Origin of the sequence: Bacillus sp. FSL W8-0640 (assembly GCF_038007725.1) — a bacterium.
Taxonomy (GTDB): Bacteria; Bacillota; Bacilli; order Bacillales; family Bacillaceae_G; genus Bacillus_A; species Bacillus_A cereus.
In genome coordinates, this window is record NZ_JBBOXT010000001.1 from 727,501 (window position 1) to 748,196 (window position 20,696).

Below are 20,696 nucleotides of genomic sequence, written 5' to 3' on the forward strand. Positions count from 1 at the left end.
CAGTGAATAGGCCCAAGCGACTGTTTAGCAAAAACACAGCTCTCTGCGAAGCCGTAAGGCGAAGTATAGGGGGTGACACCTGCCCGGTGCTGGAAGGTTAAGGAGAGGGGTTAGCGTAAGCGAAGCTCTGAACTGAAGCCCCAGTAAACGGCGGCCGTAACTATAACGGTCCTAAGGTAGCGAAATTCCTTGTCGGGTAAGTTCCGACCCGCACGAAAGGTGTAACGATTTGGGCACTGTCTCAACCAGAGACTCGGTGAAATTATAGTACCTGTGAAGATGCAGGTTACCCGCGACAGGACGGAAAGACCCCGTGGAGCTTTACTGTAGCCTGATATTGAATTTTGGTACAGTTTGTACAGGATAGGCGGGAGCCATTGAAACCGGAGCGCTAGCTTCGGTGGAGGCGCTGGTGGGATACCGCCCTGACTGTATTGAAATTCTAACCTACGGGTCTTATCGACCCGGGAGACAGTGTCAGGTGGGCAGTTTGACTGGGGCGGTCGCCTCCTAAAGTGTAACGGAGGCGCCCAAAGGTTCCCTCAGAATGGTTGGAAATCATTCGTAGAGTGCAAAGGCATAAGGGAGCTTGACTGCGAGACCTACAAGTCGAGCAGGGACGAAAGTCGGGCTTAGTGATCCGGTGGTTCCGCATGGAAGGGCCATCGCTCAACGGATAAAAGCTACCCCGGGGATAACAGGCTTATCTCCCCCAAGAGTCCACATCGACGGGGAGGTTTGGCACCTCGATGTCGGCTCATCGCATCCTGGGGCTGTAGTCGGTCCCAAGGGTTGGGCTGTTCGCCCATTAAAGCGGTACGCGAGCTGGGTTCAGAACGTCGTGAGACAGTTCGGTCCCTATCCGTCGTGGGCGTAGGAAATTTGAGAGGAGCTGTCCTTAGTACGAGAGGACCGGGATGGACGCACCGCTGGTGTACCAGTTGTTCTGCCAAGGGCATAGCTGGGTAGCTATGTGCGGAAGGGATAAGTGCTGAAAGCATCTAAGCATGAAGCCCCCCTCAAGATGAGATTTCCCATAGCGTAAGCTAGTAAGATCCCTGAAAGATGATCAGGTTGATAGGTTCGAGGTGGAAGCATGGTGACATGTGGAGCTGACGAATACTAATAGATCGAGGACTTAACCATATAATATGAAGCAATGTTATCTAGTTTTGAAAGAATATAAAAAACTTGTTGACTTTAAAAGTTAAATGAGTTACAATGATTCTTGTCTTAAATGAATACAGTCTGGTAATGATGGCAGAGAGGCCACACCCGTTCCCATACCGAACACGGAAGTTAAGCTCTCTAGCGCCGATGGTAGTTGGGACCTTGTCCCTGTGAGAGTAGGACGTTGCCAGGCAATCCGGAGGATTAGCTCAGCTGGGAGAGCACCTGCCTTACAAGCAGGGGGTCGGCGGTTCGATCCCGTCATCCTCCACCATTTAGCCGACTTAGCTCAATTGGTAGAGCAACTGACTTGTAATCAGTAGGTTGGGGGTTCAAGTCCTCTAGTCGGCACCAGTTTTTATTGTAAGAGCCATTAGCTCAGTTGGTAGAGCATCTGACTTTTAATCAGAGGGTCGAAGGTTCGAGTCCTTCATGGCTCACCATTTTAATTAATATGCGGGTGTGGCGGAATTGGCAGACGCACTAGACTTAGGATCTAGCGCCTTTGGCGTGGGGGTTCGACTCCCTTCACCCGCACTTTTAATAAAATAACTCATACATGTCTTGCGGAAGTAGTTCAGTGGTAGAATACAACCTTGCCAAGGTTGGGGTCGCGGGTTCGAATCCCGTCTTCCGCTCCAATTTTCAATATGACATGCCGGGGTGGCGGAACAGGCAGACGCACAGGACTTAAAATCCTGCGGTGGGTGACCACCGTGCGGGTTCGACCCCCGCCCTCGGCACCATATGCGCCCGTAGCTCAATTGGATAGAGCGTTTGACTACGGATCAAGAGGTTAGGGGTTCGACTCCTCTCGGGCGCGCTTTTATTAACGGGAAGTGGCTCAGCTTGGTAGAGCACCTGGTTTGGGACCAGGGGGTCGCAGGTTCAAATCCTGTCTTCCCGATATTCCTAAAAAACATGGGGCCTTAGCTCAGCTGGGAGAGCGCCTGCCTTGCACGCAGGAGGTCAGCGGTTCGATCCCGCTAGGCTCCACTTATATTAATATCATTTATGGCGGTGTAGCTCAGCTGGCTAGAGCGTACGGTTCATACCCGTGAGGTCGGGGGTTCGATCCCCTCCGCCGCTACCATAAAGGACCTTTAGCTCAGCTGGTTAGAGCAGACGGCTCATAACCGTCCGGTCGTAGGTTCGAGTCCTACAAGGTCCACCATTAGACGTATATATCTCGGAGGTATACCCAAGTTCGGCTGAAGGGATCGGTCTTGAAAACCGACAGGCGGCGAGAGTCGCGCGGGGGTTCGAATCCCTCTACCTCCTCCATTTTTTCTAAAGTGAATATTTTATCATCGCGGGGTGGAGCAGCACGGTAGCTCGTCGGGCTCATAACCCGAAGGTCGCAGGTTCAAATCCTGTCCCCGCAACCAAATGGTCCCGTGGTGTAGTGGTTAACATGCCTGCCTGTCACGCAGGAGATCGCCGGTTCGACCCCGGTCGGGACCGCCATTTATGTTGGCTCGGTAGCTCAGTCGGTAGAGCAGAGGACTGAAAATCCTCGTGTCGGCGGTTCGATTCCGTCCCGAGCCACCATTTTTTTTATGCCGGCTTAGCTCAATTGGTAGAGCAACTGACTTGTAATCAGTAGGTTGGGGGTTCAAGTCCTCTAGCCGGCATCATTTAGGGGCATAGTTTAAAGGTAGAACTGAGGTCTCCAAAACCTCCAGTGTGGGTTCGATTCCTACTGCCCCTGTAAAGTATATGGGCCTATAGCTCAGCTGGTTAGAGCGCACGCCTGATAAGCGTGAGGTCGATGGTTCGAGTCCATTTAGGCCCACCATATATTATTCCGCAGTAGCTCAGTGGTAGAGCTATCGGCTGTTAACCGATCGGTCGTAGGTTCGAGTCCTACCTGCGGAGCCATGGCCCGTTGGTCAAGTGGTTAAGACACCGCCCTTTCACGGCGGTAACACGGGTTCGAATCCCGTACGGGTCATATAAAAAAGAGTCAGCATTATGCTGGCTCTTTTTTATTTTGTTAATCCTTTTTATTACGTTACTTTCCAGAAATAAATAAAGGAATTTTGGAAAAGCTATGGTATGTATAAAAAGGAGGAAATAAATAATGACACGAGTTAGAGACTTAATGAGTACCCATATTGTACATTGTACACCGCTAGACAATGTATATGAGGCAGCTGTTAAAATGAAGGAAGAATCAGTTGGATTAATTCCTGTTGTTGAAAATGAGCAAGTTGTTGGGCTTGTTACTGATCGTGATTTAGTCGTTCGAGGGATTGCTGAAAAACATCCTGGATCTAATAAAATTACAAATGTAATGACAACAAATATTATCTCAGTTTCTCCAAATGATTCTATTGAAAAAGCTACAGAGCTAATGGCACAGCATCAAATTAGACGATTACCAGTAGTTGATAGTGGTCAACTTATTGGCATGTTAGCACTAGGAGATTTAGCTATAAGGGAATCAGCAGATGATCAAGCTGGATTTGCCTTGAGTGAAATCTCAGAGCGTACAGAGTAAATTGAAACTTTAATTAACCGAGAGTTTAATGGTCACTCATAAAGAGCTAAATTATATATAAATTTCAGATACATTATTCTAGCATATATGGATTAAACTAATATGTTAGCGTGATGTATCTGAGACATTATATAATAAGGATACGGTTAATAATTTCGACATTTTTTTAAAATTTGTTATTCTTAATTTTTAATAAGAGAAAAGATGATATACTGATAGATATAAGTATTATGATAGATTTTGAATATAACAATATTAATTTTTAGTGGTGCGATAATAAATTAATATTTCCTACATAGATGAAAAGGGAAGGGGAATTATATGAAGGCTGTACAGGGCGATCCAAATTGGAATTTGGTTACAGATACATATATAGAACCAAATAATTTCGCTGAATTATTTTCTTTGCTTGTACCTTGTCACCCAAAAGGTGAGGGGAAAGAACGAACTATATTAGTATGGAAAGAAAAAGAATTTTATAAAGAAGAAAATTTAGCGGCATTTATCGTATATGGCATGAATAAAGCAAAGAAATTACCGCAGTTTCATAAAGATGAAATTCCAACTTTAGTGCGTATTCTTCGCTTATGCCAAGAGATTGGTTGGTATGAAGAGGCAAATGATTTTATGATAGCGCAAGGATTAGCTGAGTTTGTTCATACTTCATTGGAATATGAAACATGGGATCTTTTGACGCAATCAGTTGCTTTAAATTATTTAATTATTAAATATCGTATAGGTGAATTGACAGATAGGGATATTGAAATTTGGGATAGAGTTAAATTTAATGAGAAGTGTATAACCGATTGTAAACATTTATTATCTCATAAAGAAGTATTGGAATTTACATTTTTTTATATGTGCAAGAGAGCGAAATCATTATCAAAAGAGCAATTAAATAGTGATATGATGAGTTTAGCAATGTATTGTAATACTTTTGTATATGATTTGTATACACATGATTTATTACGGAAATATCGTAAGTGTACAGATTTCCTATCATATTATGGACCTAGTCAGGCAGTTTTAGCATGTCAAAGAGCTGTATTATCTCAAATTTCCGATCGCTTAGACCCATTAAAGACAACGCATGTAGATGATTATTTATATGTGATGAAAGAAATGATGGAGCATATGACGATAGGAGTAATGGATCGATACGGTCATTTTATTGGAAAGCTACTATCTTATGTGCCATTTTTCGAAATGATACAAGTTCCACAGCATGCATATTATTGTGAAGAATTACTGTATATTTGTAAGGGCATTGAATATAAAGAAGAAACACTACGCAATTATATATTTATACAATTACATGATTGTTTACCATCATTCTTTAGGCTATTTCTTAAAAATAAGCGTTACGCAACGATTCATGATATTCTTTTCTATTGGTGCGATGACGAACAACGAATGAGCTTAGAGAAAAAATATAATCTGAGCTTTATTTATGAAAAATATGCTTGTGGATAAACAATATTTTCGATATGAAAAATTAATATAAATTAAAAAGGATCTCCAGTTTATGTGAGATCCTTTTTTGTTAGTAAAACAAAGAGAAAGTGATTAAGACAAGAAAAAACATTCCATATAGGAGAAGTTGTTCAGTATAACTTCCTTGTATACCAAAAAAAGTATTGGCTTTCTTATACAAATTCAATATGTATTTTATTGGAGTATCTTTGAAAGATTGGAACACAGTGTCTCCTCTTTCTAAGCTTCTTGTTCTTGTTTTTGTTTTTGGTTATAAGGGACATTAATATATCTAGCTACAAATAATAAAACAGCCATAAAGAATACTGGAAATACAGTAGATAAATAAAAGCCATTACTAATTATATTTGTTATGAGAGCACTCAAAAGAAAAATAGCATTATAAATATGGGCAATTTTTTGTTTTAGTTGCACTTGAAATGATTCCATCATAATTTCTAATGCAACAAAAGCAATAATAATAGATAAAAATACAATGTTTGTATTGTAAATGATTAAACAACAGATTAAACCTAAAAAGGCTACGTATTCAATTATAAGAGGTATATTGCGTGGCATACAATTTACCTAACTAAATATGGCAGTGGATTTACTGCATTTGTTTTTTCAAAATTCCATTCTCCATTATGTAATTCAAAATGAAGATGCTGCCCGTATGAATGACCTGTGTTTCCCATATGACCTATTAATTGTCCAGTTTGTACTTGATCACCAGCTTGTACAGTGCGATCCTTCATATGAGCATAAACAGTTGTATATAATTTCCCATTGATTTGATGCGCAATGAAAACAACATTGCCATAGCTAGCTGAATAATAAGATTTCACAACTTTACCTGCAGCAGCAGCTTGGATAGAGACGTTTCCTGGAGCGGCAATATCTATACCATAATGCATTTGTTCCCAGCGTATATCAAAGGTTGAGCTAATTCTTCCTTGAGCAGGGAATTTGAAAGCAGCTGGAATTGATGAAGGTTGATCAGTTTTAGCTTGTGGTTGATTTTGTACTACATAGTGTTTTGCTACATATCCGTATCCTGTGCCAAAACGAATTTTATACCAAGTTCCTACAGTTTCTACTACTTGTACTTGTGTACCGTTTTGTAATGAACCGAGTAGAGCGCTACTTGTACTAGCGTTGCTACGTACATTTAGATTAGGTGTTGCAACAGTATATTTTGTATTATTTTGAACGGTGATTCCTTTTACTAAGGGTTGTGAACCATTAGAGATGAATGCTTTTTGTACGTAACCTGTTTGGCCATTATGCGATATTTTATACCATTCGCCTTGATCTTCTTGAACGGTAATAAACTTGCCATTTGGTAATACATCTAAAATGGAAGATTCTAAATTAGGTTCAGAGCGAACGTTTAATGCATTAGCATTAACGATGTATTGATCATTAGAATGAAGTTTGTTTTTTAGTAAAATAGCATCTTTTTGTACATAACCTACTTTATTATGAACAGATACTTTATACCACTCATTAGTTGTTTCAAGGATGTTCACTTTTGTATTAAAGCGAATTGTATCAATTGATGTGCTTTTTACGTTATCTTCTGTATGTAATGCTACTTGATCGACTTTGACATACCCAGTTTTAATATTAGATAATTGTTCAGCGTTTGCTTTTTGTACATTTGTTTCACCCATAGAAGGAAGTAAAGAAGCAATCGCTACAGTAGTTGCTGTTAAAGCAGTAGCTTTCATATTCATGGAATAGAGACCTCCTCTAGTTGTATAGTTGTAATTTTATTATAGTATAAAGATATAATATAGTGGGTGTATTCACATAAATGTAATATGAAATCAATATAAAAATAAATTTTTTGAGGATAATGATTCCTTCTTATGCAATTAATTGGGGTTTTATTTTCTAAAATAGAATGTATGTATTGTATAACTTTGATATTCTGTTAATAATTAAGAAAATTAAAAAAGTTGATGATGTCTTATTAGGGTGTTATACTGACAGTGATAATTTTATAGTTTGCTAGGAGAGCTGGTGTTGCCAGCTGAGAGTAGGCCGTAAGCCTTTGATCCTTTTTATTACCTGATCTAGATTATGCTAGCGTAGGGAAGCAATTCGGACACTAACAATGAGTCCCCGTTTCTTTGCGTATAGAAACGGGGCTTTTTTATTTAAAAATTTCATATTGAAACCACTAGGGGTGCTTGATTTGCTGAGAGAGGAATAATCCTTAACCCTTACAACACCTGATCTAGGTAATACTAGCGAAGGGAAGTGGAACATCGAATAAATGTATAACTTTATTTGCTGTAACCACTTCTTATATATAGAAGTGGTTTTTTATTTAGATACATATATTGAAAGGGGATAGAGAAATGAAATTTTGCGATAGATTATTAGAAACTGTGCAACCGGTTTGGGAGATGAGTCATAATCATCCGTTTGTAGTGGGTATGGGAGATGGCACGTTAGAAAAAGATAAATTCCAGTATTATATTATTCAAGATTATTTATATCTGCTAGATTATGCAAAGTTATATGCGATTGGTGTTGTAAAAGCAACGAATCCACAAGTAATGGGAAAGTTCGCTGAACAAATTGATGGAATATTAAATGGCGAAATGACAATCCATAAACAATATGCAAAAAGACTTGGAATTTCTATAGAGGAGATAGAGTCTGCGAAACCATCTGCTAAAAATTTAGCTTATACAAATTACATGATGTCTGTATCTCAAAATGGCACACTTGCGGAATTAATAGCAGCGCTTCTTCCATGTATGTGGAGCTATTGGGAAATTGGAAAGCGTTTAAATGATATTCCTGGAGCAAGAGATCATGAGTTTTTTGGTGAGTGGATTCAAGGATATAGTTCGGAAGAATACGGTAATCTGTGTATTTGGTTAATAGATTTATTAAATGAAATGGCAGTGGGAAAGTCTGAGACAGAACTAGAAAGATTAGAGGAGATTTTCTTATATTCCAGTCGATTTGAATATTTATTCTGGGATATGTCCTATCGTAAGGAGATGTGGGGATTTGAGGAGCAAGAACATACTACAGTTTCATAATGTTTCTTTTCATTACGATGAGAAACCAATCATCCATGAATTAAATGCTTCTATACATGAGAAAGAGTTTGTCAGTATTATCGGACCGAGTGGATGTGGGAAAAGTACTTTATTTCGCCTTATTACAGGTCTAGAAAAGGTAAGTACTGGACAGATAGAACTGACAGAAACAAAGCACCATCCTGTAGGATATATGCCGCAAAAAGATATGCTTTTGCCGTGGAGAACAATTATTGAGAATGCTGCCCTGCCGCTAGAGTGCCAAGGTGTACAGAAGAAAGAAGCACAAGTAAAGGCAAAGGAACTGTTACATAAATTTGGTTTGCAAGGGTATGAGAAAAAATATCCGAAAGATTTATCTGGTGGTATGAGACAACGTGTATCTTTTATTCGAACTTTATTAACAGGCGGGGAAATATTGCTGTTAGATGAACCATTTAGTGCGTTGGATGCTTTAACGAAGACCTCTTTGCAAGAATGGTTGTTTGAACAATGGCAAGAGTGGGAAAAAACAATTTTATTCATTACTCATGATGTTGAAGAAGCGTTATTTCTTTCAAACCGAGTTTTAGTAGTGGAACAGCAGCCGATAACGACTTTGACTGAGCGGACTGTACCGCTTGATCATAACAGAACACGAAAAGATTTATATAAACCGGAAGTATTAGCGCTGAAAGATGAGCTTCTTAGTATGTTACAAAGGCAGGTACTTGTGTGATGAACCGATTGAAAGAATTAGTTCCTGCTATTACACTTTCTAGTATTTTACTAGCTGTGTGGGAAATAGGAGCAAGAATTGTAGATGAGATGTACATTTTACCGTCACCTTCTGCGATTGTAATGAAGATATGGAAACTAAAAGACATATTATTTACAGTTCATTTACCTGCAACGTTATACGTCGTTTTAATAGGTGTTGTTATCTCTATCGTATTAGGTGTAGGGCTAGCGATGTTAATGAATGCGAGTACATGGATGGAGAGAGCATTTTATCCATTATTAGTTGCTTCACAAACGATTCCGATTACTGCGCTTGCTCCGCTATTTGTTTTATGGTTTGGATACACAATTTGGAGTAAGGTTGTTGTCACAGTTTTAATTACGTTTTTCCCAATTGCGGTCAATACGTATGATGGACTGCGTAGTACGAAAAAAGAATGGGAGGAGCTCTTAGTTACATATGGAGCAACAAAAAGAGATATTTTTCTTAAATTAAAGTTGCCGTCTGCTCTTCCTTATTTTTTCTCAGCTTTAAAAATTGCAGTTCCGCTTAGTGTTATCGGAGCAGCAATTGGAGAATGGCTCGGTGCACAAGCTGGGCTTGGATATTTCAGTAAGAGAATGATGACGCAGTTAGATGGAGCTGGCGTATTTGCACCTATTGTATTGTTATCATTATTAGCTATTTTCTTCGTCGTAATTATTTCCATATTAGAAAAGAAATTCATTAGTTGGAGGAAGTATTCATGAAATTTTTAAAGCGCATCTTTGTGGTTACATTATTAATTGCAATAATTGCAGGATGTTCGAGTAATTCAGCATCAGACAAAAGTAAAAAAGAGAAAGAAATAACAGTTATGTTAGATTGGTATCCAAATGCGGTACATAGCTTTATCTATGCAGCAATTGAAAAAGGATACTTTAAAGAAGAAGGTGTAAAGGTAAATATTAAATTCCCTTCTAATCCGACTGATCCATTAACGCTGGCAGCAGCAGGGAAGGTAACAGTTGGCTTGTATTATCAGCCAGATGTTGTTATGGCGAGAGCGAATGAGCAAATTCCAGTGAAATCAATTGGAGCTGTCGTACGTTCACCATTAAATCATGTTGTATCACTGAAATCAGCGGGCATTCAATCACCGAAAGATTTAGAAGGAAAAACAGTAGGATACTCTGGAACACCTTTAAGTGAGATGTATTTAAAAACGATGGTAAAAGAAGCTGGTGGTAATCCTGATACAGTGAAAGTAGTTGATGTTGGATTTGATTTAGTACCAGCATTAATTACGAAGAAAGTAGATGCGGTAACAGGGGCATACATTAACCATGAAGTACCTGTTATGCGTCATGAAGGCCATGAACCAGCGTACTTTAATCCAGCTGATTACGGAGTACCAAACTACCATGAGCTTGTGTTTGTAACAGGTGATAAAACGTTGAAAAAAGATAAAGAAGCGTTGCAAGCTTTCTTACGCGGTACGAAAAAAGGCTATGATTTCATGAAGAAAAACCCAGATGAAGCATTGAATATTTTATTAAATCATCAAGAAAAAGAAAACTTCCCACTTGTGCCAGAAGTTGAAAAGGAAAGTATGAAAATTTTATTAGAGAAGATGGAAACGAAAGATGAGCCATTCTTATCAGATTCAAAAGAATCTTGGGAGAAACAAAATAAGTGGCTGAAGGACAAAGGAATGACGAAAGAAACCGTCCCAGCCGATGAACTATTCGAAAATATTTTAAAGTAGGCGAATGAATATGAAAAATGAGCTCCACGTAATCTCAAATGGCCATATGCCATTCGAAGAGTTAGTGAATGTAGCGATGCAAATTGAGAGTGAGATTGATTATTTGCATATTCGTGAGCGTGAGAAGAGTACGAAGGAATTATATGAAGGTGTGGAAAGTCTATTAATGGAGGGCTTTCCGGCTTCTAAAATTGTCATAAACGATCGAATTGATATTGCAATTTTATTAAATATACCTCGTGTTCAACTAGGATATCGAAGTACAGATGTAAAGTCAGTGAAAGAAAAGTTTTCGTATTTGCATGTCGGTTATTCTGTGCATTCGCTAGATGAAGCAATAGTAGCTTTTAAAAATGGCGCGGATTCACTCGTTTATGGCCATGTATTTCCGACAGATTGTAAAAAAGGTGTGCCAGCGAGAGGGCTTGAAGAAATTTCAGACATTGCAAGGTGTTTATCTATACCGATTACAGCAATTGGAGGAATTACCCCAGAAAACACAGTGGATGTTCTTACTAACGGTGTAAGTGGTATAGCAGTTATGTCTGGAATTGTAAGTAGTAGTAACCCGTATAGCAAAGCGAAATCTTATAAGGAATCAATAAGAAAGTGGGCGGAAAAACATGTGTGAGAAGTATGATGTAGCGATTATTGGTGGTGGTGTAATTGGCAGTTCAGTTGCACATTTTCTAGCAGAAAGAGGACATAAAGTAGCGATTGTGGAGAAGCAAAGTATTGCATCGGAAGCTTCCAAAGCAGCTGCTGGTTTACTTGGTGTTCAGGCAGAATGGGATGCGTATGATCCGCTATTTGAACTTGCTAGAGAAAGCCGAGCTATATTTCCACAACTTGCAGCAGTTTTACGTGAAAAGACGGGTGTTGATATTGGATATGAAGAAAAAGGAATTTATCGTATTGCTCAAAATGAAGATGAGAAGGAAAGAATTCTTCACATTATGGATTGGCAGCAGAAAACAGGTGAAGATTCTTATTTTCTAACGGGAGACCATGTGCGGGAAAAAGAGCCATATCTATCTGAATCTATTATAGGAGCAGTATATTATCCGAAAGACGGTCATGTTATTGCACCAGAGCTTACGAAAGCATTCGCACATTCTGCGGCAATTTCCGGTGCTGATATATATGAACAGACAGAAGTATTTGATATCCGTATTGAAAATAATAAAGTGACTGGAGTTATTACAAGTGAAGGTATTGTCACATGTGAGAAAGTCGTTATTGCAGGAGGTTCATGGAGCACGAAGTTACTCAGTTATTTTCACCGCGATTGGGGTACATATCCAGTTAAAGGAGAAGTGGTTGCGGTAAGAAGTAGAAAACAACTTTTAAAAGCACCTATTTTTCAAGAAAGATTTTACATTACTCCAAAGCGCGGTGGACGTTACGTAATTGGGGCAACAATGAAGCCACATACGTTCAATAAAACTGTGCAGCCAGAAAGTATAACTTCTATATTAGAGCGTGCTTATACAATATTGCCAGCTTTAAAAGAAGCAGAATGGGAAAGCACATGGGCAGGATTAAGACCACAATCGAATCATGAAGCTCCTTATATGGGAGAGCATGAAGAAATAAAAGGTTTATATGCTTGCACGGGCCATTATCGAAATGGTATTTTATTAAGTCCTGTTTCTGGCCAATATATGGCTGATTTAATAGAAGGAAAGCAAGAGAATCATTTGCTAGATTCATTGCTTTCTAGAAGAGTTTAGAAAGGGGATGGAAGTTTGAACTTAAAAATTAATGGTAACCAAATTGAAGTGCCATCGAGTGTAAAAACAGTAGCTGAGCTACTTACACATTTAGAGCTAGATAACAGAATTGTTGTAGTAGAGCGTAATAAAGATATTTTACAAAAAGATGATCATACAGATACATCTGTTTTTGATGGAGACCAAATTGAGATTGTAACTTTCGTAGGAGGCGGTTGATTATGTTAAACATTGGACCATTTTCATTTCATTCTAGACTTTTATTAGGAACAGGTAAATTCCCTGATTTTGACGTGCAGCAAAAGGCAATTGACGTTTCTGAAGCTGAAATTTTAACGTTTGCAGTACGTCGTATGGATATCTTTGATGCAAAGCAACCTAATTTATTAGAGAAACTTGATGTGAAAAAATATACGTTATTACCAAATACAGCAGGGGCAAAAAACGCTGAAGAGGCTGTTCGTATTGCAAAATTAGCAAAAGCCTCTGGGCTTTGTGACATGATAAAGGTAGAAGTTATTGGTGATGATAGAACGTTATTACCTGATCCGGTAGAAACGTTAAAGGCATCTGAAATGTTACTAGAAGAAGGATTTATCGTACTTCCGTATACATCTGATGATGTTGTATTAGCACGTAAATTACAAGAGCTTGGCGTGCATGCGATTATGCCAGGAGCATCTCCAATCGGATCAGGACTTGGTATTGTAAATCCATTAAATTTGAGCTTCATTATTGAACAAGCGACAGTACCAGTTATCGTTGATGCCGGTATTGGTAGTCCAGCTGATGCAGCATTTGCAATGGAATTAGGAGCAGATGGCGTGTTATTAAATACAGCTGTATCAGGAGCAAAAGATCCTATTAAAATGGCACAAGCAATGAAATTAAGTATTGAAGCAGGCCGTTTAGGATTTGAAGCAGGTCGTATTGTACGTAAGCGTTGTGCAACTGCAAGTAGTCCTTTAGAAGGAATGAGCGTAGTTGAATAATCGATATTCTCGCCAAGAACTATTTTCTCCAATTGGAGAAGAAGGACAGCAAAAGATAAGAGAAAAGCATGTGCTTATTATCGGTGCAGGTGCATTAGGTAGTGCAAATGCAGAGATGTTTGTAAGAGCAGGTGTTGGCAAGATAACAATTGTTGACCGTGATTATGTAGATTGGAGTAATTTACAAAGACAACAATTGTATGCAGAGATCGACGTAAAGAATAATCTTCCAAAAGCTATAGCGGCTAAAAAACGTTTAGAAGAGATTAATAGCGATGTAACAATAGAAGCTCTCGTTCAAGATGTAACAGCTGAAGAGTTAGAAGAACTTGTTTCAAATGTTGATGTAATTATTGATGCGACTGATAATTTTGAAACACGCTTTATTGTGAATGATATAGCACAAAAATATTCTATTCCATGGATTTACGGTGCATGTGTAGGTAGTTACGGTCTTTCTTACACAATCCTTCCTAGTAAAACACCATGTTTATCATGTTTATTACAGTCGATTCCGCTTGGCGGGGCAACATGTGATACAGCGGGTATTATATCACCTGCTGTATCTCTTGTCGTTTCTCATCAAGTAACAGAAGCTCTTAAACTGTTAGTAGAAGATTACGAATCACTTCGAGATGGGCTTGTATCGTTTGATATGTGGAAGAATGAGTATTCATGTATGAATGTGCAAAAGCTTCGCCAGCATAATTGTCCTTCATGCGGAGAGAATGCATTATATCCGTATTTAAATAAAGAGAACACATCAAAAACAGCAGTTTTATGCGGGCGAAATACAGTTCAAATTAGACCACCTCATAAAAAGGAAATGAATTTTGAACAATATAAAGAGTTGTTGGAAGGTCGTGTGAATGATTTAAATGTAAATCCATATTTACTATCATTTTCTGTTGAAGACAAGAGGTTAGTAGCCTTTAAAGATGGCCGTGTGCTCGTACATGGAACGAAAGATATAAGCGAAGCAAAAACGATTTATCATCGCTATTTTGGATAGAAAAGGATGATTGGGATGAAAGTGAATAAAGCTTTAACAATTGCAGGGTCTGATAGCGGCGGCGGTGCTGGAATTCAGGCAGATTTAAAAACATTCCAAGAGCTTGGTGTATACGGAATGACGGCTATTACGGCAATTACTGCTCAAAACACGCTTGGCGTTCAAGGGGTATATCCTGTTCCGTTAGAAGGTATTACAGAACAGCTGAATTCAATTGGTACGGATTTAACACCAGATGCAGTGAAACTAGGAATGTTATTTAGTAGTGAAATAATTCAAATTGTTGCAGAACAAATTAAAAAGTTTGGCTGGAATAATATTGTGCTAGATCCCGTTATGATTGCAAAAGGCGGTGCATCATTATTACAGCAAGAAGCAGTTCAAGCATTAAAAGAATATTTATTACCAGTAGCAACTGTTATAACACCGAATGTCCCAGAAGCAGAAGTGTTAACTGGGATGGAGATTCATAATGTTGAAGATAGTAAGGAAGCTGCAAAAGTATTGCATGAATTAGGTGCTAAATATGTGCTTATGAAGGGCGGACATGCAGAATATCAAGGGAATGAAGTAATTGATTTCCTCTTTGATGGAGAAAAATTTATTGAGTTTAGAAGCGAGCGAATTCCTTCAAAGCAAACGCATGGAAGTGGGTGTACATTTGCTTCAGCGGTTACAGCAGGACTTGCGAAAGGATACTCAATTGAAGATGCTGTTCAAGAAGCAAAACGATTTATTAGTATAGCAATTGAAGAGCCATTGAATATTGGTAGTGGCCATGGGCCGACGAATCATTTTGCATATAAAGTGAATAGAATGCGTGCATAGGTAAGTGAAAAGCCAGTTTTATAACTGGCTTTTTTTCTGTTTACTTTTTCAAAATACAGGAGTAATATATCAGCCAGAATACATTTTTTTGTAAACGCTGAGTCCAATTATATGGAGCGGAGGAACCAATTAGTGCGTAGGCACTAGGGGTGAATCTTTCAAGTTTGAAAGTAGGGCTACTCTCAAAGTCCGAATCCGACAGCTAACTTCGTAAGCGTCTTGAGAGAGGACGGTGCCATGATGGATACATCACTTCATCGATCTGATTAGTATAGGGGAATATCAATCTATGTTTGATTTCTTTTATACTAAGGAGGATGAGGTACATGGAACTAACACTTATTTGTGTTGGAGAAGAAAGTAAGGTAGATAGTTTAAGAGATCTAGTATCATTTCAACATGAGTTAATTATTTTTACAGCAAATGAAGAGATAGCGGCTGAAGTTAGGAATTGTGGGTTTGATTGGACTTATAGCTGCAGTAAGGAGCAGGACTTTACTAGTATTTGTGAGTGTATTAAGAAGGTGATTTTACTAGGGGATGAGCTTCCAATCGTTAGTTTTTTCACAGAACACATTCGCTTTTCTTTTCAAGCACCTATTACTGTTGTTACAAGGAATAAACGATATCCAGCGAGGCTCTATGAAACAATTGGAGCTAAGTTTGTCGTGTTTACAAATTGTAATAATATTTCTTTTTTATTTTTTGAATAGGGCGGGGGAAGAAATGATGAAGGTACTATTACTTGGAGATATAGCAAATCGTTGGGCAGTATCGGTAGAGCGAGTTCAAGAATTGGTTCAGATCGATCCCCTTTTTCCAGGGCCGTATATTATATTACCATCAAAAGATGCTTTGTATTTAGAGGTGGATATTACCGAGTATGAGCAGCTACATGCAGAATTGACACAAGTTTATATTCGCGGGAGAAATTTACGTGCATTTTTACGAGGAGAATAAAGGTTGAATAAAAAGAGCGAATGCTGAGTGCAACAAGCTATGCACTTCATCTCATTCGCTCTTTTTATTTCATATTTAAAAGGTCATTTTTAAGAAAAGAGAAGAGAAATAAAGAAAATAGATGAAATAATAGTAATAATCTTCAATGTAAGCGTTTAAATGAATGTAAATATTATTATTTTCAGTAATTTACCCCTTTACAAGTGAAATATAGAGGAGTATATTTACTCTCATAAATCATTCATAAAATTTCCAAAAAAACCTAAAATCGCTGAGTTCCAGAAATGGAGCGGGGGAACCAATTTTGTGCATCGTCACTTGGGGTGAATCTTTCAGTTTTGAAAGTAGGGCTACTCTTTAGGCCCGAATCCGACAGCTAACCTCGTAAGCGTTTAGAGAGGAGGTTTACTTTTTGTTGTTCATTTTTTGAACACTGAGTAGAGCTCAGTGTTCTTTTTTAACATTTAAATGGTAAATTTTAACAAAAACAAAGCGAGGGATAGCTATGTTAGATGTTGTAATGGTCGGGATTTTTATTTTATTAGTTGCATCAATGGCAAGTCTTGCAAGTTGGTCAGATAAAGTTGTGAAAGAAGGAAAGCAATCATGATGATTGTCTTATCGGTTATTGTCGCAGCAATTACAGTGTATTTAGTGTATGCATTATTAAATCCAGAGAAGTTTTAATTAGGGGGAATCATTCATTATGATTTGGGTTGCAGTCATTATTACAATGCTCTTGTTTATTTTAGTAGCAAAGCCAATGGGGATTTATTTAGAAAAAGCTTTTCAAGGTAGCAAAATGCTAGATAAAGTATTCGGGCCTTTTGAAAAACTTATTTTTAAAATTACGGGTGTAAAAGAATACAATCAAACGTGGAAACAGTACGCATTATCATTAGTTTTACTCAACGGATTTATGATTGTTATTGTATATTTCATTTTCAGATTACAAGGTGTGTTGCCGCTAAATCCAGCGCATATTGAAGGGATGGAGCCTACGCTCGCTTTTAATACAGCGATTAGTTTTATGGCTGATACAAACTTACAGCATTATAGCGGTGAAAATGGTTTATCCTATTTATCACAATTAATCGGGATTACATTTTTAATGTTTGCGGCACCAGCAACGACATTGGCGCTCGTTATGGCTTTTATAAGAGGACTTGCTGGAAAAGAACTTGGTAACTTTTTCGTTGATTTTACGAGAGCGTTAACGAGAGTGTTTCTTCCTATCGCATTTATTGCGGCACTAGTTTTTGTCGCACTTGGCGTACCGCAAACGTTAGATGGAGCGGTTACAGCACAAACGATTGATGGGGCAAAACAAAGTATATTACGTGGACCTGTTGCATCATTCGTTTCCATTAAGGAACTTGGAAATAACGGCGGTGGATTTTTCGGAGCAAACTCTACGCACCCTTTTGAAAATCCAGGGCAAATGAGTAATATTTTGCAAATGATGCTTATGATGTTATTACCAACTGCACTTCCGTTTACGTACGGACGAATGGTAGGAAATAAAAAGCAAGGTCGTATCCTTTTCGTATCACTATTCATGATGTTTTTACTAGGATTTATCACAATTACGACATCTGAATTACATGGAAATCCAGTATTAAACGAAATGGGTATCCAGCATGTACAAGGAAGTGCAGAAGGAAAAGAAGTGAGGTTCGGAACAGTATTTTCTTCCCTTTATGCGACAGTAACGACTGCTGCGGAAACAGGTGCTGTTAATACGATGCATGATACGTTAACACCAATTGGTGGTTTAGTACCACTCGTAAATATGATGTTAAATACAGTATATGGCGGCGTTGGAGCAGGCTTTGTGAACATTATTATGTATGCAATTATCGCAGTCTTTATATCTGGATTGATGGTTGGACGGACACCAGAATTTTTAGGTAAAAAGATTGAAGGTAAGGAAATGAAATTAATTGCGGTCACGATTTTATTTCATCCATTGCTCATTTTAGGCTTTTCGGCATTAGCTCTTTCAACAAATTTAGGGACGGATGCTATTTCTCATTCCGGTTTCCACGGTTTAACGCAAGTTGTATATGAGTATACATCGTCAGCTGCGAATAACGGATCTGGATTTGAAGGATTAGGAGATAATACACCGTTTTGGAATATTACGACTGGTTTAGTTATGTTTTTAGGACGTTACTTCAGTTTAATTACGATGCTAGCTGTGGCAGCTTCGTTGAAAGAAAAAACGGTAGTGCCAGAAACAGTCGGAACGTTCCGTACAGATAATAGTTTATTTGGTGGCATCTTCATCGGAACAATTGTAATTGTTGGTGCATTAACATTCTTCCCGATGTTAGTACTCGGACCAATTGCAGAATTTCTTACATTGAAGTAATGGAGGGTAAATGATGAGACCGGTAGTAGTAAAAGAAAAACAATTAAATGAGTCACAAATACATGCTGTAGAAGATGAAGTTAGACAAGCGAAAACGATGGATCGTGATATCGTAACACATGCGATGAAGCAATCCATTGCGAAATTGAATCCGAAAGTCATGATAAAGAATCCGATTATGTTCGTTGTGGAAATTGGATTTATCATTACGTTCATTTTATCTTTTCTTCCAAGTAGTTCTAGTAGTATACCAGGTTGGTTTAATATAACAGTTTCTCTCATTCTATTATTTACAGTTTTATTTGCGAATTTTGCAGAAGCATTAGCAGAAGGTCGTGGTAAAGCGCAAGCCGATTCTTTAAAGCAGTCAAAGAAAGATGTGTTTGCAAATGTTGTAAAAGAAAATGGAGACATTGTCCAAGTTTCAGCAACTGATCTTACAAAAGGTGACGTTGTTATCGTAAAACAAGGAGAAATGATTCCGAATGATGGCGAAGTAATCAAAGGATTAGCATCTGTAGATGAATCTGCAATTACAGGGGAATCAGCTCCTGTTATAAAAGAAGCAGGCGGTGATTTTTGTTCCGTAACAGGTGGAACGATGGTCGTAAGTGATGAAATTACAATTGTCATTACGAGTAATCCTGGTGAATCATTTATAGACAAAATGATTTCTTTAGTAGAAGGAGCTGCTCGTCAAAAAACGCCGAATGAGATTGCTTTAAATACAGTATTAACGAGCTTAACTCTTATTTTCTTGATCGTCGTTGTGACGTTGCCGATTTTTACAAATTATTTAGGGTTTCAAATTGATACTGCTGTGCTAGTTGCATTATTAGTTTGTTTAATTCCAACGACAATTGGTGGGCTATTATCGGCAATTGGTATTGCTGGGATGGACCGTGTGACAAAATTTAACGTGTTAGCGATGTCGGGGAAAGCAGTAGAAGCTGCTGGCGATATTAATACAATTATTTTAGATAAAACAGGTACAATTACTTTTGGGAACCGGATGGCTCATACATTATTGCCTGTAGGAAATGAAACGATTGAGCAAGTTGGAAAGTGGGCCGCTATTAGTTCTGTTTTAGATGAAACACCAGAAGGTCGATCTGTTATCGAGTATGTGCAGGGAAAATCTATATCATATAATAGAGAACTTGCAGAACAAGGTGATTTTGTTCCGTTTAAAGCAGAAACGAGAATGAGTGGTGTTGATTTACAAGACGGAACGAAAGTGAGAAAAGGTGCTGTAGGTGCCGTTATTGAGTGGGTTGGGTCACAAGGCGGAACAATTCCGAAAGATGTAAATCAAAAAGCAGACTTAATTTCAAAAGAGGGCGGAACACCACTTGTAGTTGCAGTAGATAATCGTATTTACGGTTTAATTTATTTAAAGGATACAGTAAAACCGGGTATGCGTGAGCGTTTTGAACAGTTACGCCAAATGGGGATTAAAACGGTTATGTGTACAGGTGATAATCCGTTAACGGCAGCAACGATTGCAAAAGAAGCTGGAGTAGATGAATTCGTTGCTGAGTGTAAACCGGAAGATAAAATTGCTGTTATTAAAGCAGAGCAAGATAAAGGGAAACTTGTAGCGATGACAGGTGATGGTACAAATGATGCTCCGGCATTAGCGCAGGCCGACGTTGGATTAGCGATGAATAGTGGTACGACAGCAGCGAAAGAAGCGGCTAACATGATTGATCTAGACTCGAATCCAACGAAAATTATTGAGGTTGTAGGAATCGGTAAGCAATTGTTAATGACACGAGGTGCTTTAACGACGTTTAGTATTGCGAATGATATAGCGAAATATTTTGCAATCATTCCAGCAATGTTTACACTTGCGATTCCGCAAATGGAGGCATTGAACATTATGAAATTAACATCACCACTGTCAGCGATTTTATCAGCATTAATATTTAACGCTGTTATTATTCCATTACTCATTCCGTTAGCGATGAAAGGTATTGCATATAAACCGATGAGTTCTAATGCATTGCTTAGCCGAAACTTACTTATTTATGGGCTTGGCGGAGTTATCGTTCCGTTCATTGGAATTAAGGTAATTGATATGATTGTCGGCTTGTTCATATAAGGAAGAGGGGAAAA

Annotated in this window: 20 protein-coding genes, 20 tRNA genes, 2 rRNA genes and 4 riboswitches (1 of these 46 running past the window's edge); of the genes, 40 read left to right on the forward strand and 2 right to left on the reverse strand. The window is 38.4% G+C overall.

The window, feature by feature from the left end:
• From N2V80_RS03650 to N2V80_RS03765, 24 genes are all read left to right on the forward strand, one after another.
• Positions 1-1,146: ribosomal RNA gene (locus N2V80_RS03650) — 23S ribosomal RNA — on the forward strand; it begins 1,776 nt to the left of the window's first position.
• 101 nt (positions 1,147-1,247) lie between these two features.
• Positions 1,248-1,363: ribosomal RNA gene (rrf, locus tag N2V80_RS03655) — 5S ribosomal RNA — on the forward strand.
• A gap of 5 nt (positions 1,364-1,368) precedes the next feature.
• Positions 1,369-1,444, forward strand: a tRNA-Val gene (locus N2V80_RS03660).
• 4 nt (positions 1,445-1,448) lie between these two features.
• Positions 1,449-1,524 (forward strand) — tRNA-Thr (locus N2V80_RS03665).
• A gap of 13 nt (positions 1,525-1,537) precedes the next feature.
• Positions 1,538-1,613 (forward strand) — tRNA-Lys (locus N2V80_RS03670).
• A 13-nt stretch (positions 1,614-1,626) separates the two neighbouring features.
• Positions 1,627-1,707: transfer RNA gene (locus N2V80_RS03675), tRNA-Leu, on the forward strand.
• Positions 1,708-1,736: 29 nt separating this feature from the next.
• Positions 1,737-1,811: transfer RNA gene (locus tag N2V80_RS03680), tRNA-Gly, on the forward strand.
• Positions 1,812-1,827: 16 nt separating this feature from the next.
• Positions 1,828-1,916: transfer RNA gene (locus N2V80_RS03685), tRNA-Leu, on the forward strand.
• A 3-nt stretch (positions 1,917-1,919) separates the two neighbouring features.
• A tRNA-Arg gene (locus N2V80_RS03690) sits at positions 1,920-1,993 on the forward strand.
• A gap of 10 nt (positions 1,994-2,003) precedes the next feature.
• Positions 2,004-2,077 (forward strand) — tRNA-Pro (locus tag N2V80_RS03695).
• A 16-nt stretch (positions 2,078-2,093) separates the two neighbouring features.
• Positions 2,094-2,166 (forward strand) — tRNA-Ala (locus N2V80_RS03700).
• A 20-nt stretch (positions 2,167-2,186) separates the two neighbouring features.
• A tRNA-Met gene (locus tag N2V80_RS03705) sits at positions 2,187-2,263 on the forward strand.
• 4 nt (positions 2,264-2,267) lie between these two features.
• A tRNA-Ile gene (locus tag N2V80_RS03710) sits at positions 2,268-2,344 on the forward strand.
• A 17-nt stretch (positions 2,345-2,361) separates the two neighbouring features.
• A tRNA-Ser gene (locus tag N2V80_RS03715) sits at positions 2,362-2,454 on the forward strand.
• Positions 2,455-2,481: 27 nt separating this feature from the next.
• Positions 2,482-2,558: transfer RNA gene (locus N2V80_RS03720), tRNA-Met, on the forward strand.
• Between the two features lie 3 nt (positions 2,559-2,561).
• Positions 2,562-2,637: transfer RNA gene (locus N2V80_RS03725), tRNA-Asp, on the forward strand.
• A gap of 8 nt (positions 2,638-2,645) precedes the next feature.
• A tRNA-Phe gene (locus tag N2V80_RS03730) sits at positions 2,646-2,721 on the forward strand.
• A 10-nt stretch (positions 2,722-2,731) separates the two neighbouring features.
• A tRNA-Thr gene (locus N2V80_RS03735) sits at positions 2,732-2,804 on the forward strand.
• Positions 2,805-2,810: 6 nt separating this feature from the next.
• Positions 2,811-2,881 (forward strand) — tRNA-Trp (locus N2V80_RS03740).
• A gap of 10 nt (positions 2,882-2,891) precedes the next feature.
• Positions 2,892-2,968 (forward strand) — tRNA-Ile (locus N2V80_RS03745).
• 8 nt (positions 2,969-2,976) lie between these two features.
• Positions 2,977-3,051: transfer RNA gene (locus tag N2V80_RS03750), tRNA-Asn, on the forward strand.
• A gap of 1 nt (position 3,052) precedes the next feature.
• Positions 3,053-3,124, forward strand: a tRNA-Glu gene (locus tag N2V80_RS03755).
• 129 nt (positions 3,125-3,253) lie between these two features.
• Positions 3,254-3,673, forward strand: a complete 420-nt coding sequence (locus tag N2V80_RS03760) for a CBS domain-containing protein (RefSeq protein ID WP_000199011.1) — start codon at positions 3,254-3,256, stop codon at positions 3,671-3,673.
• 321 nt (positions 3,674-3,994) lie between these two features.
• Positions 3,995-5,146 (forward strand): DUF3965 domain-containing protein, encoded by a 1,152-nt coding sequence (locus N2V80_RS03765; RefSeq protein WP_000648912.1) that lies wholly within the window; start codon positions 3,995-3,997, stop codon positions 5,144-5,146.
• A gap of 240 nt (positions 5,147-5,386) precedes the next feature.
• Here the strand turns inward: N2V80_RS03765 and N2V80_RS03770 are convergent, their stop codons facing one another.
• Positions 5,387-5,725 carry a hypothetical protein gene (locus N2V80_RS03770; protein ID WP_001137824.1) on the reverse strand — a complete coding sequence of 113 codons (339 nt, stop codon included), beginning with the start codon at positions 5,723-5,725 and terminating at the stop codon, positions 5,387-5,389.
• Between the two features lie 5 nt (positions 5,726-5,730).
• Positions 5,731-6,885 carry an SH3 domain-containing protein gene (locus N2V80_RS03775; protein ID WP_001056031.1) on the reverse strand — a complete coding sequence of 385 codons (1,155 nt, stop codon included), beginning with the start codon at positions 6,883-6,885 and terminating at the stop codon, positions 5,731-5,733.
• A gap of 269 nt (positions 6,886-7,154) precedes the next feature.
• Positions 7,155-7,266: riboswitch (TPP riboswitch) on the forward strand.
• 60 nt (positions 7,267-7,326) lie between these two features.
• Positions 7,327-7,430, forward strand: a riboswitch (TPP riboswitch).
• 85 nt (positions 7,431-7,515) lie between these two features.
• On the opposite strand from N2V80_RS03775, the gene tenA reads away from it, so the two are divergent.
• The 16 genes from tenA to kdpB all read left to right on the forward strand — a co-directional run bounded on the left by tenA (position 7,516) and on the right by kdpB (position 20,682).
• The gene (tenA, locus tag N2V80_RS03780; protein WP_000666828.1) at positions 7,516-8,211 is read left to right on the forward strand and encodes a thiaminase II; all 696 of its coding nucleotides are present in this window, start codon (positions 7,516-7,518) and stop codon (positions 8,209-8,211) included.
• Positions 8,180-8,929 carry an ABC transporter ATP-binding protein gene (locus tag N2V80_RS03785; protein ID WP_001256793.1) on the forward strand — a complete coding sequence of 250 codons (750 nt, stop codon included), beginning with the start codon at positions 8,180-8,182 and terminating at the stop codon, positions 8,927-8,929. The genes tenA and N2V80_RS03785 overlap by 32 nt, the downstream gene beginning before the upstream one ends.
• Complete coding sequence (locus N2V80_RS03790; protein WP_001080856.1) at positions 8,929-9,681, forward strand: ABC transporter permease; 753 nt, start codon at positions 8,929-8,931, stop codon at positions 9,679-9,681. The genes N2V80_RS03785 and N2V80_RS03790 overlap by 1 nt, the downstream gene beginning before the upstream one ends.
• Positions 9,678-10,679: an ABC transporter substrate-binding protein gene (locus N2V80_RS03795; RefSeq protein WP_061654759.1), complete on the forward strand. Its 1,002-nt coding sequence runs from the start codon at positions 9,678-9,680 to the stop codon at positions 10,677-10,679. Before N2V80_RS03790 ends, N2V80_RS03795 begins: the two co-directional genes overlap by 4 nt.
• Before the next feature lie 10 nt (positions 10,680-10,689).
• On the forward strand, positions 10,690-11,310 hold the full coding sequence (gene tenI, locus N2V80_RS03800; protein WP_000787170.1) for a thiazole tautomerase TenI: 621 nt from the start codon (positions 10,690-10,692) through the stop codon (positions 11,308-11,310).
• Complete coding sequence (gene thiO / locus N2V80_RS03805; protein WP_061654758.1) at positions 11,303-12,412, forward strand: glycine oxidase ThiO; 1,110 nt, start codon at positions 11,303-11,305, stop codon at positions 12,410-12,412. Before tenI ends, thiO begins: the two co-directional genes overlap by 8 nt.
• A gap of 15 nt (positions 12,413-12,427) precedes the next feature.
• On the forward strand, positions 12,428-12,631 hold the full coding sequence (gene thiS, locus N2V80_RS03810) for a sulfur carrier protein ThiS (protein WP_061654757.1): 204 nt from the start codon (positions 12,428-12,430) through the stop codon (positions 12,629-12,631).
• 2 nt (positions 12,632-12,633) lie between these two features.
• Positions 12,634-13,404 carry a thiazole synthase gene (gene thiG, locus N2V80_RS03815; RefSeq protein ID WP_061654756.1) on the forward strand — a complete coding sequence of 257 codons (771 nt, stop codon included), beginning with the start codon at positions 12,634-12,636 and terminating at the stop codon, positions 13,402-13,404.
• Positions 13,397-14,416, forward strand: coding sequence for a thiazole biosynthesis adenylyltransferase ThiF (thiF, locus tag N2V80_RS03820; RefSeq protein WP_061654755.1), 1,020 nt, complete (start codon positions 13,397-13,399; stop codon positions 14,414-14,416). Before thiG ends, thiF begins: the two co-directional genes overlap by 8 nt.
• A 15-nt stretch (positions 14,417-14,431) precedes the next feature.
• Positions 14,432-15,244 carry a bifunctional hydroxymethylpyrimidine kinase/phosphomethylpyrimidine kinase gene (thiD, locus tag N2V80_RS03825; RefSeq protein WP_000867378.1) on the forward strand — a complete coding sequence of 271 codons (813 nt, stop codon included), beginning with the start codon at positions 14,432-14,434 and terminating at the stop codon, positions 15,242-15,244.
• An 85-nt stretch (positions 15,245-15,329) separates the two neighbouring features.
• A riboswitch (cyclic di-AMP (ydaO/yuaA leader) is annotated at positions 15,330-15,477 on the forward strand.
• A 93-nt stretch (positions 15,478-15,570) separates the two neighbouring features.
• Positions 15,571-15,957 carry a hypothetical protein gene (locus N2V80_RS03830; protein WP_061654754.1) on the forward strand — a complete coding sequence of 129 codons (387 nt, stop codon included), beginning with the start codon at positions 15,571-15,573 and terminating at the stop codon, positions 15,955-15,957.
• Positions 15,958-15,970: 13 nt separating this feature from the next.
• Positions 15,971-16,204, forward strand: a complete 234-nt coding sequence (locus tag N2V80_RS03835) for a hypothetical protein (protein ID WP_001985933.1) — start codon at positions 15,971-15,973, stop codon at positions 16,202-16,204.
• Between the two features lie 259 nt (positions 16,205-16,463).
• Positions 16,464-16,609, forward strand: a riboswitch (cyclic di-AMP (ydaO/yuaA leader).
• A gap of 100 nt (positions 16,610-16,709) precedes the next feature.
• Complete coding sequence (locus tag N2V80_RS03840) at positions 16,710-16,814, forward strand: SipW-dependent-type signal peptide-containing protein (protein WP_000887894.1); 105 nt, start codon at positions 16,710-16,712, stop codon at positions 16,812-16,814.
• The gene (gene kdpF / locus N2V80_RS03845) at positions 16,814-16,891 is read left to right on the forward strand and encodes a K(+)-transporting ATPase subunit F (RefSeq protein WP_223153441.1); all 78 of its coding nucleotides are present in this window, start codon (positions 16,814-16,816) and stop codon (positions 16,889-16,891) included. The genes N2V80_RS03840 and kdpF overlap by 1 nt, the downstream gene beginning before the upstream one ends.
• A 19-nt stretch (positions 16,892-16,910) precedes the next feature.
• Entirely contained in the window at positions 16,911-18,578 is a 1,668-nt protein-coding gene (kdpA, locus tag N2V80_RS03850) for a potassium-transporting ATPase subunit KdpA (protein WP_061654753.1), read from the forward strand.
• 13 nt (positions 18,579-18,591) lie between these two features.
• Positions 18,592-20,682, forward strand: coding sequence for a potassium-transporting ATPase subunit KdpB (kdpB, locus tag N2V80_RS03855; RefSeq protein ID WP_061654752.1), 2,091 nt, complete (start codon positions 18,592-18,594; stop codon positions 20,680-20,682).
• Positions 20,683-20,696: the final 14 nt, after the last annotated feature.

What these genes read in the sequence shown, in the direction of transcription:
- thiO (WP_061654758.1), top strand. Translation starts at nt 11,303, where the DNA reads ATGTGTGAGAAGTATGATGTAGCGATTATTGGTGGTGGTGTAATTGGC.
- N2V80_RS03790 (WP_001080856.1), top strand. Translation starts at nt 8,929, where the DNA reads ATGAACCGATTGAAAGAATTAGTTCCTGCTATTACACTTTCTAGTATT.
- kdpF (WP_223153441.1), top strand. Translation starts at nt 16,814, where the DNA reads ATGATTGTCTTATCGGTTATTGTCGCAGCAATTACAGTGTATTTAGTG.
- N2V80_RS03760 (WP_000199011.1), top strand. Translation starts at nt 3,254, where the DNA reads ATGACACGAGTTAGAGACTTAATGAGTACCCATATTGTACATTGTACA.
- tenI (WP_000787170.1), top strand. Translation starts at nt 10,690, where the DNA reads ATGAAAAATGAGCTCCACGTAATCTCAAATGGCCATATGCCATTCGAA.
- N2V80_RS03770 (WP_001137824.1), bottom strand. Translation starts at nt 5,725, where the DNA reads ATGCCACGCAATATACCTCTTATAATTGAATACGTAGCCTTTTTAGGT.
- N2V80_RS03835 (WP_001985933.1), top strand. Translation starts at nt 15,971, where the DNA reads ATGATGAAGGTACTATTACTTGGAGATATAGCAAATCGTTGGGCAGTA.
- thiG (WP_061654756.1), top strand. Translation starts at nt 12,634, where the DNA reads ATGTTAAACATTGGACCATTTTCATTTCATTCTAGACTTTTATTAGGA.
- kdpB (WP_061654752.1), top strand. Translation starts at nt 18,592, where the DNA reads ATGAGACCGGTAGTAGTAAAAGAAAAACAATTAAATGAGTCACAAATA.
- N2V80_RS03765 (WP_000648912.1), top strand. Translation starts at nt 3,995, where the DNA reads ATGAAGGCTGTACAGGGCGATCCAAATTGGAATTTGGTTACAGATACA.
- N2V80_RS03775 (WP_001056031.1), bottom strand. Translation starts at nt 6,885, where the DNA reads ATGAATATGAAAGCTACTGCTTTAACAGCAACTACTGTAGCGATTGCT.
- kdpA (WP_061654753.1), top strand. Translation starts at nt 16,911, where the DNA reads ATGATTTGGGTTGCAGTCATTATTACAATGCTCTTGTTTATTTTAGTA.
- N2V80_RS03795 (WP_061654759.1), top strand. Translation starts at nt 9,678, where the DNA reads ATGAAATTTTTAAAGCGCATCTTTGTGGTTACATTATTAATTGCAATA.
- thiD (WP_000867378.1), top strand. Translation starts at nt 14,432, where the DNA reads ATGAAAGTGAATAAAGCTTTAACAATTGCAGGGTCTGATAGCGGCGGC.
- N2V80_RS03840 (WP_000887894.1), top strand. Translation starts at nt 16,710, where the DNA reads ATGTTAGATGTTGTAATGGTCGGGATTTTTATTTTATTAGTTGCATCA.
- tenA (WP_000666828.1), top strand. Translation starts at nt 7,516, where the DNA reads ATGAAATTTTGCGATAGATTATTAGAAACTGTGCAACCGGTTTGGGAG.
- N2V80_RS03830 (WP_061654754.1), top strand. Translation starts at nt 15,571, where the DNA reads ATGGAACTAACACTTATTTGTGTTGGAGAAGAAAGTAAGGTAGATAGT.